General features: G+C 72.1%; 12 protein-coding genes. 6 read left to right on the top strand and 6 right to left on the bottom strand.

Translation table 11 applies throughout. The features are described 5' to 3' along the window. Positions 1–5 precede the first annotated feature (5 nt). A complete protein-coding gene (locus IF01_RS0132545) occupies positions 6–2,603 on the bottom strand; it encodes a collagenase (RefSeq protein WP_244215697.1) in 2,598 nt (865 codons plus the stop codon). 423 nt (positions 2,604–3,026) lie between these two features. Here IF01_RS0132545 and IF01_RS0132540 point away from each other — a divergent pair, with 423 nt between their 5' ends. Continuing rightward, positions 3,027–3,266, top strand: coding sequence for an amphi-Trp domain-containing protein (locus tag IF01_RS0132540; protein ID WP_037782009.1), 240 nt, complete (start codon positions 3,027–3,029; stop codon positions 3,264–3,266). Positions 3,267–3,296: 30 nt separating this feature from the next. On the opposite strand, the gene IF01_RS0132535 is transcribed toward IF01_RS0132540, so the two are convergent. Beyond that, positions 3,297–6,020 carry a cation-translocating P-type ATPase gene (locus IF01_RS0132535; protein WP_030397194.1) on the bottom strand — a complete coding sequence of 908 codons (2,724 nt, stop codon included), beginning with the start codon at positions 6,018–6,020 and terminating at the stop codon, positions 3,297–3,299. Positions 6,021–6,173: 153 nt separating this feature from the next. Next, entirely contained in the window at positions 6,174–7,076 is a 903-nt protein-coding gene (locus tag IF01_RS0132530) for a polyphosphate kinase 2 family protein (RefSeq protein ID WP_030397193.1), read from the bottom strand. Between the two features lie 276 nt (positions 7,077–7,352). On the opposite strand from IF01_RS0132530, the gene IF01_RS0132525 reads away from it, so the two are divergent. After that, the gene (locus IF01_RS0132525) at positions 7,353–7,847 is read left to right on the top strand and encodes a DUF1269 domain-containing protein (protein WP_233290373.1); all 495 of its coding nucleotides are present in this window, start codon (positions 7,353–7,355) and stop codon (positions 7,845–7,847) included. Between the two features lie 77 nt (positions 7,848–7,924). Here the strand turns inward: IF01_RS0132525 and IF01_RS0132520 are convergent, their stop codons facing one another. Next, complete coding sequence (locus IF01_RS0132520; protein WP_030397191.1) at positions 7,925–8,410, bottom strand: hypothetical protein; 486 nt, start codon at positions 8,408–8,410, stop codon at positions 7,925–7,927. A 309-nt stretch (positions 8,411–8,719) separates the two neighbouring features. Between IF01_RS0132520 and IF01_RS0132515 the strand changes: the two genes are divergently transcribed. Continuing rightward, positions 8,720–9,094 (top strand): hypothetical protein, encoded by a 375-nt coding sequence (locus IF01_RS0132515; RefSeq protein WP_030397190.1) that lies wholly within the window; start codon positions 8,720–8,722, stop codon positions 9,092–9,094. A gap of 34 nt (positions 9,095–9,128) precedes the next feature. Here the strand turns inward: IF01_RS0132515 and IF01_RS0132510 are convergent, their stop codons facing one another. Then, positions 9,129–10,661, bottom strand: a complete 1,533-nt coding sequence (locus IF01_RS0132510; protein WP_030397189.1) for an AMP-binding protein — start codon at positions 10,659–10,661, stop codon at positions 9,129–9,131. Between the two features lie 224 nt (positions 10,662–10,885). Here IF01_RS0132510 and IF01_RS0132505 point away from each other — a divergent pair, with 224 nt between their 5' ends. Together IF01_RS0132505 and IF01_RS0132500 are read left to right on the top strand one after the other, a co-directional pair. After that, on the top strand, positions 10,886–11,875 hold the full coding sequence (locus tag IF01_RS0132505) for an aldo/keto reductase (RefSeq protein ID WP_030397188.1): 990 nt from the start codon (positions 10,886–10,888) through the stop codon (positions 11,873–11,875). 120 nt (positions 11,876–11,995) lie between these two features. Then, positions 11,996–12,910 (top strand): LysR family transcriptional regulator, encoded by a 915-nt coding sequence (locus IF01_RS0132500; protein WP_030397187.1) that lies wholly within the window; start codon positions 11,996–11,998, stop codon positions 12,908–12,910. Between the two features lie 103 nt (positions 12,911–13,013). Here the strand turns inward: IF01_RS0132500 and IF01_RS0132495 are convergent, their stop codons facing one another. After that, positions 13,014–13,385, bottom strand: coding sequence for a hypothetical protein (locus IF01_RS0132495; RefSeq protein ID WP_157855406.1), 372 nt, complete (start codon positions 13,383–13,385; stop codon positions 13,014–13,016). Positions 13,386–13,649: 264 nt separating this feature from the next. On the opposite strand from IF01_RS0132495, the gene IF01_RS0132490 reads away from it, so the two are divergent. Beyond that, the gene (locus IF01_RS0132490) at positions 13,650–14,705 is read left to right on the top strand and encodes an NAD-dependent epimerase/dehydratase family protein (protein WP_030397185.1); all 1,056 of its coding nucleotides are present in this window, start codon (positions 13,650–13,652) and stop codon (positions 14,703–14,705) included. The last annotated feature ends 1 nt before the right edge of the window (position 14,706 follow it).

The following is a 14,706-nucleotide window of genomic DNA, read 5'->3' as shown; positions in this document are numbered from 1 at the left end:
GGGGCTCAGTAGCGAGAGGTGACGGTCACTCCGTTGAAGCCCTCCTCCGCGAGGAGACTGAAGTAGACGTAGCCGGTCGGGGGGTTGGTGATGGTCAGGGACTCGGTGTTGCCGGCCTTGGCCGAGCGGGTGACGTAGCTGTTCTTGGTCGCCCAGCTGCCCCAGTCGTAGTAGAGGTCGGCGTTGCCGGTGCCGCCGCTGGTGCTGACGGTGATGTTCTGCGTGCCGGCCGGCACGTAGAGGTAGAAGTGGGCGTAGTTCCCGGTGGTCGCGGAGACGTTGCTGCGGGCGCAGTTGCGGTCGAGGACGCGGACGTCCGGGTTGGCGCACTCGCTCGCGGCGGTGATCACCAGGCTGCGGCTGGTGGTGGCCTTGGCGCCCTTGTCGTCGACGACGGTCAGGGTGACGGTGTAGGTGCCGGGGCTCTGGTAGGTCTTGTAGGGGTTGGCGGCGGTGGAGCCGGTGCCGTCGCCGAAGCTCCAGGTCCGGCCGACGACGGTGCCGTCCGGGTCGGTGGACAGGTCGGTCAGGTTGACGCTGCTGCCGTTGACCGAGGCGGTGAAGGCCGCGGTGGGGGGCCGGTTGGCGGGCGGGGTGGTGTTGGCGCAGGCGCCGGCGGCGCAGGCGGTGAGCCAGGTGTCGAAGTCGGCGTCGTAGCGGGTGCCGATGGTGGTCTTGAGCACGGCGCGGGCGCCGTTCCAGTCACCGGTGCGGTACTTGGCGAGCACGGCGTCGACGTCGTTGCGGTGCTGCTCCAGCATGTAGCGCACGGCGAGGTAGCCCCAGCGGTAGGTGCGCTCGGTGTTGGTGTTCTCGTAGGTGGTGTCGAAGAGGGTGGAGAGCTTGTAGGTGTGCAGGCCAGCGGCGGAGATCGCCGCGTCGTAGTTGACCTTGCGGTAGGAGTAGGAGACGTACTCGGCGAAGCCCTCGATCCACCAGATGGTCGGGGTGGTCACGCCGGCGTCGAAGTCGCCGTACATGTCGAAGCGGCCGTCGAGGTAGTGGGTGTACTCGTGGTTGAGGTTCCACACCTCGAACGCGGGCTTGGCGAAGGGCGCCTCGTAGGCGAGGAAACGCGGCTGGTTGCCGGCCGCGTTCGGCTTGCCCTCCAGGTACATCCCGCCGTTGTCGGTGTTGATGCCGTAGATCGAGGCGGCGAACACCTGGTAGTCGAAGGGGCTGTCGAAGACGACGACCTCGATGGTGGTGTTGCGGTCGTCCGCGACCGCGCCGTTGTCCTTGGCCACCGTGTGGAAGTAGGCGTCCTGGGAGGTGAGGCTGCGGCAGGCGGCGTTCAGGTTGTCGGAGGTCGCCTGCTGGGCGATGATCCGGATGCTCGACGAGCAGGTGAAGTTGGTCGCCAGCAGGCCGGTGCGCAGGCGCGCGGCCGCGTCGGTGGTGCCGTAGTAGGCGCTGTTCGCGGCGTCGTACTCGGTGGCCATCTCCGCGACGGCGGCCCACTGGTAGGCCGTCCGTCCGCTCGGGGAGCTCTGCTGGGCCAGGCCCTTGAGCAGCGGGCGGACCTTGGGCTGCAGCGCGGTGTACTGGACGAAGCGGCCGAGTTCACGGGTCGCGTTGTAGGGCAGGTAGCCGAAGTCGGTGCCGTAGAGGGAGCCGTTGACGGCGGCGAAGTTGTAGAGGGTGTCGAGCAGCGAAGGGTCGGCGGCGACGGCGGCCGGGAAGCCCGCGAGCTGGTGGCCGCGGAACAGCACGCTGAAGACGTTGTTGACCGCTCCGGCCATGCCCTTGACGCCGTTGTGGGTGGCGGGGTTGTAGTCGGTCAGGAGCCGCTTGATCACCGGCAGGTAGCGGCTGTTCTCCTGGGCGCTGTCGATCAGGGTGACCGTCTCGCCGAGGATCGCGGCGTTGGCGGCGGTCAGGTCGCGCGAACGGGCGCTGTTGAAGAAGGAGTCGAGCGCCCCGCGGATCGAGTTCTGCAGGGCGGTGCCGTAGGTGCCGACGTCGGACGCGTGGTACCACTGCACGAAGTAGCCGGCCCGCAGGAAGAGCACCAACTGCGCGACCGAGGTGCTGTTGTCGCCCGGGTAGACCGAGGCCGAGGAGCGCAGCGCGTCGGCGACGCTCACCATCTGGGCCTCGCGGAACGCCCAGTAGGCGTCGTTCCCGGTGAGGTTGAACAGCTGGTTGACGCAGTCGCTGGTGGCGGCCTTGACCTGCTGGACCAGGGCGTCACCGGTGCGGGAGGTGAAGTCCGAGACGTTGCAGGCGGCTTCGGCGGCCGCGGCGGCCGAGGGAGCCGCACTGCCGAGGGACTTCGCGGCGCTCCCGGCGGACGGGGCCCGGCCGATGGTGCTGGTGTTCAGACCCAGGGACTGGGCGGAAGCCACCGCGTCCAGCGGGGCGTTGAACGGTGCCCGGTTCCTGGCCGGGACGGGCGTGCCCCGGTCGGCCTCCCCGGTGTACGGGGAGGTTCCGGCGGCGGGCTGCGGTGCCAGGGTGCCGGTGCCGGCCGGGGCCGTGGGGGCGGCCGTCGGGGCGGCGTGGCTGCCGGGGGCGAACACGGCGAGCACGGTGCACAGCGCCAGAACGAGGGTCAGCAGCCTTGCCAGTTGCGGCAGGCCGGGTATCCGGGTGGGACTCAAGTGGGGGCCTCCGAGCTGTACCCGGGCGTCGTGGGGTCACGACCGGGCGTGGGTGGGGACCGTCGAAGGGCAGGCCGCGGGGATCGGCACACCATCGGTTCGGTGAAGTGTGGCATGTACAATTGCATACTTCACATTGCCGTGGAAGACGTGGAACGGAACCAGGTCCTCGACTTCCGGCGCACCGTGACACCGGGCCCGGACCGCCCCCGCGAGCGCCGCAGCTCCGCACCCGAAGGCATGTGTACGGCTTTCCCGAGCGCGACCGGCGGAACACGAAAAGTACTCGCCGCCCGTCCCAGCCCGTGGACATGTCCCCGCCCCGCTGCCCGGTCGGCGTCCCGCCGCCCCGGCGGGCCGACCGGAGGAAACGGAACCAGAATGGGGGGATGCCGCTGATTCTCCTGGGAGCGGGAGGCACCCGTGAAGGATCTTGAGTTCACCCAGAAGCGCACCCTGTCGCGCACCGAGGCCGCCGCTCAGCTGGAAGCCCTCGCGGCCGCGCTCAGACGCGGCGGCCAGGCCGAGCTGGAACTCGGACCGGGACGGCTGACCCTGCGGATCCCCGACGAGCTCTCCACCGAGATCGAGGTCGAGCTGGAGGACGGCAAGATCGAGCTGGAGGTCGAGCTGACCTGGCACACCGAACCCACCGACCGCTGACGCCCCCCGCCCCGGCCGGGGAGCCGCGCGTCACCCGGCGGGTGACGGGTGGTGGCCGGAGAGGGCGCGGGCGAGGAGCTTTCCGAGTTCCCAGAGGGCGAGGAGGGTCACGGCGGCGAGCAGGGCCCAGCCGAACTGCCGGGCGTCGAGGTCGGTGGTGCCGAGGATGCGGTGGAAGACGTCCATCTGGGTGACCAGGACGGCCAGGACGAGTTCACCGAGGGCGGCCCGGTTCATCTGCTTGCTGTCGAAGGTGCTGACGCCGAGCGCCGAGCCGCGCTCGCTGCGGCATTCGTAGGCCGCCACGACCAGGCAGAGCGCGAAGGCGGTGAACGCCATCGAGTTGCCGATCGGCAGGCTGTCGTAGTGCCGCTCACCGAGCTTGATCAGGCCGAGCAGGGCGGCGGTGACGGCGAGTCCGGCGAGTCCGACGGTGATCAGGACGGGCCCGGTCAGTACGGACTCGCCGCGCGGGCGCGGGGTGCGCCGCATCAGGCCCGGGCTCGCCCGGTCGAAACCGAGCGCGAAGCCAAAGGGGGCGTTGACGACGAAGTGGATCCACAGCACCTGCGGCGGGGTGAACGGCTCGCCGGCCGCGATGTTCAGGACGGCGGCGCCGAGGAAGGTCAGCACGAAGGTCACCAGCAGCACCAGCACGAAGCGGATGTACTTGGTGAGGTTGTCGTAGAGCTTCCGGCCCTCCTCCACCGCGTAGACGATGGTGGCGAAGTTGTCGTCGGCGAGGACCATCCGGCTCGCGTTCTTCGCCACCTCGGTGCCGCTGCCCATCGCGATGCCGATGTCGGCGGCCTTGATGGCCGGGGCGTCGTTCACCCCGTCGCCGGTCATCGCGACGACGTCGCCCTTCTGCTTGAGGGTGGCCGCGAGCAGCACCTTGTGCTCGGGCGCGACCCGGCCGACCACGCCGATGCCGTCGATCCGGTCCAGCCGCTCCTGCTCCGACCAGGCCGCGAACTCGGCGCCGAGCACCGCCTCGCCGCCGATGCCGAGCTGGCGGGCGATGGCGGCGCCGGTCGTGACGTCGTCCCCCGTCACCATCCGCACCCGGATGTGGGCGGCCTGCGCGTCGGCGATCGCGGCCCTGGACTCCTCGCGCGGCGGGTCGACCATGCCCACCAGGCTGGTCATCCGCAGCTCGGTGACGTACCCGAGCAGGTCACCCGCCGGGTCGAAGTCCGCCGGGTCCAGATCGCGGTAGGCGGCGGCCATCACCCGCAGGCCCTCGGCGCCCATCCGCTCGTTCTGCGCCCGGGCCCGGCCGGCGAGCTCCTCGTCCCACGGGATGCCCGCGCCGTCCGCGAGCGCGGTGGCGGCGCGGGCGGTCACCGCCGGGGCCGCGCCCTTGACGAAGCACCGCACCACCGGCCGGCCGTCGGCGTCCTTCGCCTCGTTGAAGCTGGCCATCAGCTTGTAGCCGGGGTCGAACGGCAGCACCGCCAGCCGGGGGAAGCGCTCCCGGGTGGCCGCGATGTCCAGGCCCGCCTTGTGGCCGAGGACGAGCAGCGCGCCCTCGGTCGGGTCGCCGACCACCGCTCCGTCGACCAGTTCGGCGTCGTTGGCGACCAGGTAGGGCAGCACTGCGTCCTCGATACTCGGGGAGGATCCGGCGGCGTGGTGGATCCGCCCCTCCAGGCGGTAGCCGGTGCCGGACACGGTGTAGCGGTCGGTGGGACTGACCACCTCCACCACCGTCATCTGGTTCATGGTCAGCGTGCCGGTCTTGTCGGAGTTGACGGCCGAGGTGAAGCCGAGGGTCTCGACCGACGGCAGCTCCTTGACGATCGCGTTGCGCTCGGCCAGCTTGAGGCTGCCGACGGAGAGGATCACCTGGCTGACCGTCGGCAGCGCCTCCGGGATGGCCGCGATCGCCAGCGAGACCGCGCTGACGAACAGCGTGTCCCACGCCTGGTCGCGGCTGCGGCCGAGGGCGAACATCACCACCATGGTCAGGCCGGCGGCCGCCGCGATCCACAGCGTCAGGGTGTTGAGCTCGCGGGTCAGCGGCGACTGCTCCTTCCTGGTCGCCGACAGCATCCGGGAGATCCGGCCCAGTTCCGTCCCGGCGCCGGTCGCGGTGACGACGAGCAGTCCGCTGCCGTGGGTGACCGGGGTGTTCATGAACGCCATGTTGGTCCGGTCCCCCGGCCCCAGGTCCGCCTCCGTCAGGGTGCCCACGTCCTTGGCGGCCGGGACGCTCTCCCCCGTCAGCGCGGACTCGTCGATCTGCAGCGAACCGGCCACGACGATCCGCCCGTCCGCCGGGACCTCGTCCCCCGCCGCGAGGAGCACGATGTCGCCGACCACCAGCTGTTCGGCCGGGATCTCGGCCTCGGCGCCGTCCCGCCGGACCCGCGCCGTCGCCTCCATCATCGACTTCAGCGCGTTCATCGCGCTCTCGGCCTTGCCCTCCTGGCGCAGGCCCACCAGCGCGTTGAGCAGGGTCAGGACGATCAGCAGGATCGCCGTGGTCCACTCCCCGATGGCCATCGAGACCACCGCCGCGGCGACCAGGATGATCTGCATGTAGCTGCGGTACTGGTCGAGGAAGCGCAGCCAGTCCGGCTTCCGCTTCTCCTCGGGGAGGGTGTTCGGGCCGTCGGCGGCCAGCAGTTCGGCCGCCCGGGCGGCGCCGAGCCCGACCGCCGGGTCGACGCCCAGCCGGGCGGCGACCTGCTCCGGCGTCAGGGTGTGCCAGGCCTCCTGCGGTCCGGACCCGCCGGGCTGCTCCGCCATCTTCACTCCTCAACGATCGGGACGGTCGGGACGCTCAGGACGGTCGGAATGCTCGGGACGGTCGGGACGCTCGGGCCGGTCCGGGGACGCGCCGGACGGACCGGGGACCTGTCCGTCGGTCCGGGCACGTGTCGGACCGACCCGGCGCCCCGGTCAGGGCGCCTCCGACTCCAGCCCGCGCCGGGCGGCGAGGAGTTCCTTGCGCGCCTTCCCGTCGAGCGTGGGGTACTGCGGGTCGATCCCGAACAGCGTGTGCGCGAGCACCCCGGCCGCGCAGATCCGGGCGAACCACTTGCGGTCGGCCGGCACCACGTACCAGGGCGCCCACGGCGTACTGGTGGCCGACAGCATCTCGGAGAACGCCTCCTGGTAGTCGTCCCAGTACTCCCGCTCGTGGACGTCGGCCGCGGAGAACTTCCAGTTCTTCTCCGGTCGGTCGATCCGCTTCAGGAAGCGCAGGCGCTGCTCCTCCTTGGAGAGGTTCAGGAAGACCTTCACCACCTTGATCCCGTTGTCGGTGAGGTAGCGCTCCCAGTCGTTGATCTCCCGGTAGCGGCGGCGCCAGACGTCCGGGCCCTTCGCCTCCTCGGGCAGCTTCTGCCGGTCGAGGTTCTCCGGGTGGACCCGCACCACGAGCACCTCCTCGTAGTGCGAGCGGTTGAAGATGCCGATCTCGCCGCGCGACGGGAGCCGCTGCGCGTACCGCCACAGGTAGTCGTGGTCGAGTTCCTCGGCGGACGGCACCTTGAAACTGCTCACCCGGACACCCTGCGGGTTCACCCCGCTCATGACGTGGCGGATCGTCCCGTCCTTGCCGCCGGCGTCGATCGCCTGGAGGCAGAACAGCACGCCGTAGGTGTCCTGGGCGGCCAGCCGCGCCTGGAGGTCGGCCAGCAGCGAGACCCCGGTGCGCAGCAGCTCGACGCCTTCACTCTTCTTCATGCCCGCCTTGTACCGGGGATCGAAGTCCTCCGTGAGGTCCACCGTCGACCCCGGCTTCACCCGCAGCGGCTTGATGAACTTCGCGACGCGTTGGGCCGCCCGTCCGTCCGACATCGCGCGCACCGGTTCCTTTCGCAGCCCGCCGGTCGCTCCGTCCGCGCGGTCGGGTGGACCTGGACAGCCGGCGGGGCCGGGCGGGTCTGCGGAGGGAGTGCCATCTGCCACGCTGTGGCCGCCCGGTGGCGGCGTCAATCCGTCTTCGCCCGTCCGGGGGTGGGGCCCACGAGCAGCCAGGGGTCACCCCGGTCGCCCGTCCGACGGCCGTGCGTGGCGGCGGCCCGGGCCCGGGACGACGATGGGGCTTCGGGCATTCCCCTGCGATCGGAGACCATGATGGCGACCCTGACGGTCTGGCGTTTCCCCACCGCGACCGGGGCGGACGAAGCCCTCGACACCCTGCAGAAGCTCCAGCGGCAGGAACTGATCAAGGTCGAGGACGGCGCCGTGGTCAGCTGGCCGGACGGTGCCAGGAAGCCCAGGACCCGTCATCTGGGCGACCTCGTCGGGATGGGCGCCGTCGGTGGCGCCTTCTGGGGCTTCATCCTCGGGCTGATCTTCTTCGTGCCCCTGCTCGGCGCGGCGCTGGGCGCGGCCGGGGGTGCGCTCGGCGGGCACCTCGCGCACGTCGGCATCGACGACGACTTCGTGCGCCAGGTGCGGGAGAAGGTCACCCCGGGCACCTCGGCGCTGTTCGTGCTCAGCTCGGACGCCGTGGTCGACCGGGTCAGGACGGAGTTCACCGGCCGGCACGCCGAGCTCCTGGAGACGAACCTCTCGGCGGAGGAGGAGGCCCGGCTGCGGGAGGCGTTCACCGAGGGCGAGTGAGCGCCGGCGAGAGCGAGTGAGCGCGGCCGGGGCCAACGGGGGCCGGCCGGAGCGGCCGGCCCCCCGGTGGACCGGCGTCAGTAGACCAGGATGTCCCAGTGGCTGCCCTCGTTGCAGTACAGGTTGCCGGAGGCTGCCTTCCACTGCGGGTAGCCGTCGCCGCGCAGGCCGATGTAGGTGAAGCTGTTCTGGATGTAGCCGTCGATGCAGGAGCTGCGGGAGATGTCGACCTTGTAGCCGTTGTAGTGGCTGTAGGTACCGGAGGCGTGGCCCACCTCGGTCCCGCCCGTGATGTTGATGGCGCAGCCGCTGGACTGCTTGAGGGTGATGATCGTGCTCACCGTGCCCGAGTTGATCTGCTCGAACGAGGTGCAGGTGGAGTTGGAGCGGGTGGTGCAGCCGCCGCTGGAGCTCCAGGTGATGCCGGCGCTCCGGAACTGGCCGGCCGCCGTCGCCTGCGACAGCTTGGTGCCGCTGGCGCCGGCCGTGGGCGCCGAGACGGCGAGGCCGGCCAGGGCCAGGGCGACGACGGTGGCTGCGGTTGCTGCGGTACGTGGCTTCATCGGCTTCATCGGCGTCATGGGCCTCGTCAGCTTCATGAGCTTCATCGGCTTCTCCAGGTGAGGGTGTGGTGGACCTCGGACTCGCCCGCGAATGCCGCACCAGGATGACCCACCGTCGGTCTATGCGAGTAGATGCCGGTTTGTGAATTTCGCGTGACGGCCGGCCGTACGCAGTACCGCCCGGTGCGGGCCCCGGCCAGGGGCAGGGTCGGCAGCGCGGATAATGGCCTGGTCGCGGGCCCGCCGGGTCGGCGGCGGCAGCGGAACAACGGCGGAACCACGACGGATCGACGGAGAGGCAGCGGACGGATGACCCTGGAGGAAGGCCGGCGGGTCCGGTTGGCGGAGGACCTCGGGATCGGCGAGGCCTTCGCCGGGGAGCCCGGGGCCGCGGTCGGGTTCCTCGCACTGGGCGCCGGCATCGAGGGCACCGTCGAGCGGGTGGACGGGGAGCTCCCGGAGAGCCACGAGGTCCGCGAGTACCAGCGGCTCAAGGCACTGTTCGAGGACTACGGGCACACCATGCCGGCGGGCAGCCGGGAGCGGCTGGAGGCGGAGATCGCCGAACTGGAACCGGAGTGGACCGCCCACCGCGAGCGGGGGAAGCGGGTGACGGTCCGGGTCCGGTGGGACAACGGCCTCGTCCTCGACGGGGCGCACCAGGATGTGCTCACGCTCCTGTGAGGCGGCCGACCGGGGGTCGGCCCCCGGCCCGGGGTCAGCCCGCGAGGGTCGCGCGCAGGTGCTTCTTGTCCGGCTTGCCGGCGGAGGTGAGCGGGATCTCCGGCACCAGGTGCAGCGCGTCCGGCGCGTAGATCCGGCCCTTGCGGGTGGTGACGAAGGCGCGGACGTCTTCCAGTTCCGGGTGCCGCCCGGGCGCGGGGACCACCACGGCGTGGACGTGCTCGGTCTGCTGCGCGTCGCGCACGCCGAGGACGGCGCACTGGGCCACGTCCGGGTGGGTGAGCAGCAGTTCCTCCACCTCCGACGGGTAGACGTGGCCGCCGACCACGATGATCCGGTCCGTGCGCCGGTCGGCCAGGTAGAGGTAGCCGTCCTGGTCGAGGTGGCCGATGTCCCCGGTGCGCAGCCAGCCGTCGCGCAGCACCTCCGCGGTCAGCTCCGGGCGCTTCCAGTACCCCGCCATGAGGGAGTGCGAGCGGACGTGGATCTCGCCCTGCTCGCCGGCCGGCAGCGGGGCGCCGTCGGCGGAGCGGATCACCACCTCGACGCCCGGGAGCGGGCGGCCGACGGAGAGCTGTCCGTCAGGCCCGGTCCGGTCGTGGTCCTGCGGGGTGAGGACGGCGATGTTCTGCGCCTCCGACATCCCGTAGCCACTGGTCAGGATCGGCCCGAACACCTCGATGGCCTCGCGGACCCGGGTCGGGGAGGCCACGCAGCCGCCGTAGCTGACGCGGTGCAGGCTGGAGAGGTCGGTGCCGGTGATCGAGGGGTGGTCAAGCAGCCGGTGGAGCAGCGGCGGCAGGACCCACAGGTCGGTGATGCGCTCGCGTTCGACGGCGGCCAGCACCTCGCCGGGGTCGAAGGAGCGCTGGAGGAAGACCGATCCACCGTGATGGAGCGTCAGATCGGAGAGCACTCCGGCCAGATGGGCGAGCGAGGTGGCCGCGAGGAAGCGGGGCGCCTTCCCGTCCGGGCCGAAGGGGATGTCGAACACCCGGCGGTAGGGGCCGTGCAGGCTGAGGATGCCCTTGGGGATGCCGGTGGTGCCGCCGGTGTGGCGGATGCCCAGGTGGTCCTCCGGGCCGATCCGCACGGCCGGGGGCTCGGAGGGACGGTGGGCGGCGGCGGCGATCGCGTCCTCACCGACCGCGGCCGGGCCCGGGCCCAGGGCGAGCACCGTCGGCACGTCGGTCAGTGCGGTCAACTCCACTGCTTCCGCGTACCGTTCGGCGTCGACGAGGAGGACGGCGGTGTCGACACTGGCGACGATCCCGGCGAGGACGGCGGTGCTCATGCCCTCGTACAAGCTGACCACCCGGGCACCCGCGACCCCGGCGGCGTAGCGGGCGGCGAGCGCTTCGGGGGTGTTGCCGGTGAGCAGGGCGACGGTGTCGCCCCGGGTGACGCCGCGGGCGACGAGTTCGTGGCCGAGGCGGTAGGCGGTGGCGGCCAACTCTCCGGCGGTGAGGGTGGTGCCGTCGGCGGTGGTGACGGCCGGCCGGTCGGGGTCCCGGGCGAGGGACCTCAGGACGAGGGCGGGTGCGCTGATGAACTCCGCTACGCTCATGGCCACTTCTTCCTGGTAGGCAGCAACCACGGACCCAGGCTAACCGCGCACCGGGCGGCACGCCGAACCGACGCCAGGTCAGTTCCCCGGAGCGGGGCGCACCGTAGGGTCCTCTCCGAGGAGACGTGGCCGAGCGGTCGCCGGACCGGGCCCCGGAACGGTGCCGGCGTCGGGGCCTCACCAGGAACCAACGGCAAGAACGAGACGAAGGGCCGGGTCGCCACATGCGACAGCGCACTCTGCGGGATCTCCAGGTTTCGGCCATCGGCCTCGGCTGCATGGGGATGTCCGCCTTCTACGGCACCGCCGACCAGGACGAGGGCGTCGCGACCGTCCGACGTGCCCTGGACCTCGGCATCACCTTTCTCGACACGGCGCAGGTCTACGGGCCGCTCACCAACGAGTCCCTGGTCGGCGAGGCCGTCCGGGGGCACCGTGACGAGTACGTGATCGCCACGAAGTTCAACTACCGCATGGACGAAGCCGTTCCGGGCGACATGTCGACCGTGGGCCGCCAGGACGGCTCGGCCGAGCACGTCCGCAGCTCCGTCCACGGTTCGCTGGCGCGGCTCGGGACCGACCGCATCGACCTGTACTACCAGCACCGGGTCGACCCGACCGTGCCCATCGAGGAGACCGTCGGCGCGCTCGCCGAACTGGTCGCCGAGGGCAAGGTGCGCCACATCGGGCTGAGCGAGGCGAGCGCGGAGACCATCCGCCGCGCCCACGCCGTCCACCCGGTCACCGCCGTCCAGACCGAGTACTCGCTCTGGACCCGGGACGTGGAGGCCGAGGTGCTCCCCACCTGCCGGGAGCTCGGAATCGGCTTCGTGCCGTACTCCCCGCTGGGCCGCGGCTTCCTCGCGGGCCGCTTCAGCTCCCCGGACGAGCTCGACAAGGACGACTTCCGCCGCACCAACCCGCGCTTCACCGAGGCCAATCTGGCGGCCAACCTCCGGCTCGCCGGGAAGGTGAAGGAGATCGCCGCGGAGAAGGACATCACTCCGGCCCAACTGGCGATCGCCTGGGTGCTGTCCCGCGGCGAGGACCTCGTGCCGATCCCGGGCACCAAGCGCCGCAGCTACCTGGAGCAGAACGCCGGTGCGGTCGACGTCGAGCTGACCGCCGAGGACCTGGCCCGCATCGAGGCCGAGCTGCCCGCGGTCGAGGGCGAGCGCTACGACGAGGACGGGATGCGCGCGGTGAACCGCTGAACCACCGCTCATCACGGCACCGGCACAGGTGCCCGTGCCGTGATGGGCGCCCGCGCTTCGCAGGCAGGGCCCTCAGCCATTAACAACGAGTGCATTCTGTGCACTTGTAGAGTGACTGTCATGCAACTGGATCTGAACCTCCTCACCGCCCTGGACGCCTTGCTGGAGGAAGGCAGCGTCGCCGGCGCCGCGGCCCGCCTGCACGTCACCGCCCCGGCGATGAGCCGCTCGCTCGGCCGGATCCGCAAGGCCACCGGCGACCAGATCCTGGTCCGCACCGGCCGCAGCATGGTGCCCACCACCCGCGCGCTCGCCATGCGCGCCCAGGTCCACACCCTCGTGCAGCAGGCCCAGCAGCTGCTGTCGGCCCAGCAGGAGATCGAACTCGCCTCACTGGAACGGGTGTTCACCGTGCGCTGGCACGACACCCTGACCGCCGCCTGCGGCAGCGCACTGATCACCGCCGTCCGCCGCCAGGCACCCGGCGTCCGGCTGCGCCTGTCCGCCGAGCCCGGCACGGACGACACCGAGCTGCGCCGGGGCGAGGTCGACCTCGAATCCGGCTCCGGCACTCCGACCCTCCCCGACATCCGCCACCACCTGATCGGCACGGACCGGCTGACCGTCGCCGTCCGCCCGGGCCACCCCCTCACCGAGGAGCCGCTGACCGTCGAGCGCTACGCCGCCGCCGAACACCTCACGGTCTCGCGACGCGGGAGCCTGCACTCCCCGATCGACGACGCCCTGGCCCACCGCGGCCTCGAACGCCACGTCGTCGCCGCCGGACCCACCGCCGCCTTCGCGCTGCAACTCGCCCTCGACAGCGACCTGGTGGTCACCCTCCCCGACGCGGTCACCCGCACGGCCCGGAAACGGCTCGGCCTGGTCACCCTGCCCCTGCCGCTCCCACTGCCCGAGGTCCCGCTGCACCTGCTGTGGCACCAGCGCTACGACGACGACCGCGCCCACACCTGGCTGCGCAAGCTCGCCACCGAGACCATCCGGCCACTCTTCGCGGCGCCGACCGCCCCCTGACGGCCCCTCGCTTCGGTGTGGCGGGTGACGCCGGACGAGGCCGCCGCACCCGGAGGCAGGCCGTGCCGGCGGTCCGGCCGCCGCCGTCCGTCGACCTGTCGGTCTACCTCTCGGTGCGAACGGCCCGCGACGGCGTGCTGCGACCCCGCCGCCGGGCGACCGCGCGCCGGGCCAGCGGGTACGCCGGCAGCAGGACGGCGCCGCCCAGCGCGCCGAACAGGAGCGGGGCGTTCCACCAGGGCACCAGATCGACGGAGCGGCCGTCCGGCCAGCGGCAGACGTGCGAGGGCGGGAAGAACGACTCCTCGATCCGGATGTCCCTGTGCTCGGGTTCCCGGTACTCCGCCGGGTCCCATCCGTAGAGCTCGGTGACGCAGGCCCGCGTCGGCCGGGTCTCGATGCCGGACATCATGCCGAGCAGCCAGACCGCACCCGCCGCCAGCAAGCAGGGCACCACGCCCGTCGTCCTCGCCATGCCCGTCCCCCGCTCGATCGTCCGTTCGTACCGGAACTGGAGACGATCATGAAGTCGCCTTCGGTTCCCGTTCTTCCAGGCCGGCCCGCCGAGCCGAGCCGCTGACCGCCGACCGGGGCGGGCGCGGCGTCCACCCCGGTCGGTCGCAACACCTGCGCCAGGCGTTCCGCCCGACCGTCGTGGCACCCGCCCGCGTCTTACCGTTCCCTGACGCCGCCCCGTGTCGGGGCGCCGCGGGTCCGGGCGGCCGCTAGCGTCGGCGGCATGAGAATCCTGGTCACCGGCGGTGCCGGTTTCATCGGCGTGTCCGTGGTACGAGCCCTGGTCGCGGCCGGGCACGAGGTGCGGGTGCTGGACGCCCTGCTGCCGGCCGTCCATCCGGCCGGGAGGGCGCCCGTGCTGCCCCCGGGTGTCGACTTCCGGCGCGGGGACGTCCGGGACGCGGCCGCCGTCGAGGGGGCGCTGGCCGGGGTGGACGCGGTCTGTCACCAGGCGGCGATGGTCGGGCTGGGGCTGGACCTGGACGACGCGCCGCAGTACGTCGGCTGCAACGACCTCGGCACGGCGGTGGTGCTGGCCGCGATGGCGCGGACCGGTGTCCGGCGGCTGGTGCTGGCCGGGTCCATGGTGGTCTACGGGGAGGGGCGCTACCGCTGTGCGCGGCACGGCGAGGTGGCACCGGGGCCGAGGCGGCCGGCCGATCTGGACGCCGGGCGGTTCGAGCCGCCCTGCCCGGTCTGCGACGCTCCGCTGCGGCCGGACCTGGTCGCGGAGAGCGCGCCCGCCGACCCCCGCAACGTCTACGCGGTGACCAAGCTCGCCCAGGAACACCTGGCCGCGGCCTGGGCGCGTGCCTGCGGCGGGGCCGTGCTGACGCTGCGCTACCACAATGTGTACGGCCCGGGGATGCCGCGCGACACCCCGTACGCGGGGGTGGCCTCGCTCTTCCGGTCGGCCCTCGCCCGGGGCGAGGCGCCCCGGGTCTTCGAGGACGGCGGCCAGCGCCGGGACTTCGTCCACGTCGAGGACGTCGCCGCCGCCAACCTCGCGGCGCTGGCGGCCGTGGGCGACCGGCCGCCGGGCAGCGCCCGGGCTTACAACGTGGGCAGCGGCGAGGTGCGCACCGTCGGCGGGATGGCGGCCGCGCTGGCCGCGGCCCACGGCGGCCCGGCGCCGGTGGTGACGGGCGAGTACCGGCTCGGCGACGTGCGCCATGTCACCGCCGACTCGGCCCGGCTGCGCACCGAGCTGGGCTGGCTGCCGCGAGTGTCCTTCGACCGGGGCATGGCGGAGTTCGCCGCGGCGCCGCTGCGGGTCTGAG

The organism is Kitasatospora purpeofusca (assembly GCF_000718025.1).
GTDB classification, from domain to species: domain Bacteria; phylum Actinomycetota; class Actinomycetes; order Streptomycetales; family Streptomycetaceae; genus Kitasatospora; species Kitasatospora purpeofusca.
Note: the sequence above shows the minus strand (reverse complement) of the source record. Positions and strands in the feature narration are given on the sequence as shown.

Coding starts and splice junctions, on each gene's coding strand:
- IF01_RS0132535 (WP_030397194.1), bottom strand. CDS start 6,020: ATGGCGGAGCAGCCCGGCGGGTCCGGACCGCAGGAGGCCTGGCACACC.
- IF01_RS0132530 (WP_030397193.1), bottom strand. CDS start 7,076: ATGTCGGACGGACGGGCGGCCCAACGCGTCGCGAAGTTCATCAAGCCG.
- IF01_RS0132525 (WP_233290373.1), top strand. CDS start 7,353: ATGATGGCGACCCTGACGGTCTGGCGTTTCCCCACCGCGACCGGGGCG.
- IF01_RS0132520 (WP_030397191.1), bottom strand. CDS start 8,410: ATGAAGCCACGTACCGCAGCAACCGCAGCCACCGTCGTCGCCCTGGCC.
- IF01_RS0132515 (WP_030397190.1), top strand. CDS start 8,720: ATGACCCTGGAGGAAGGCCGGCGGGTCCGGTTGGCGGAGGACCTCGGG.
- IF01_RS0132510 (WP_030397189.1), bottom strand. CDS start 10,661: ATGAGCGTAGCGGAGTTCATCAGCGCACCCGCCCTCGTCCTGAGGTCC.
- IF01_RS0132505 (WP_030397188.1), top strand. CDS start 10,886: ATGCGACAGCGCACTCTGCGGGATCTCCAGGTTTCGGCCATCGGCCTC.
- IF01_RS0132500 (WP_030397187.1), top strand. CDS start 11,996: ATGCAACTGGATCTGAACCTCCTCACCGCCCTGGACGCCTTGCTGGAG.
- IF01_RS0132495 (WP_157855406.1), bottom strand. CDS start 13,385: ATGGCGAGGACGACGGGCGTGGTGCCCTGCTTGCTGGCGGCGGGTGCG.
- IF01_RS0132490 (WP_030397185.1), top strand. CDS start 13,650: ATGAGAATCCTGGTCACCGGCGGTGCCGGTTTCATCGGCGTGTCCGTG.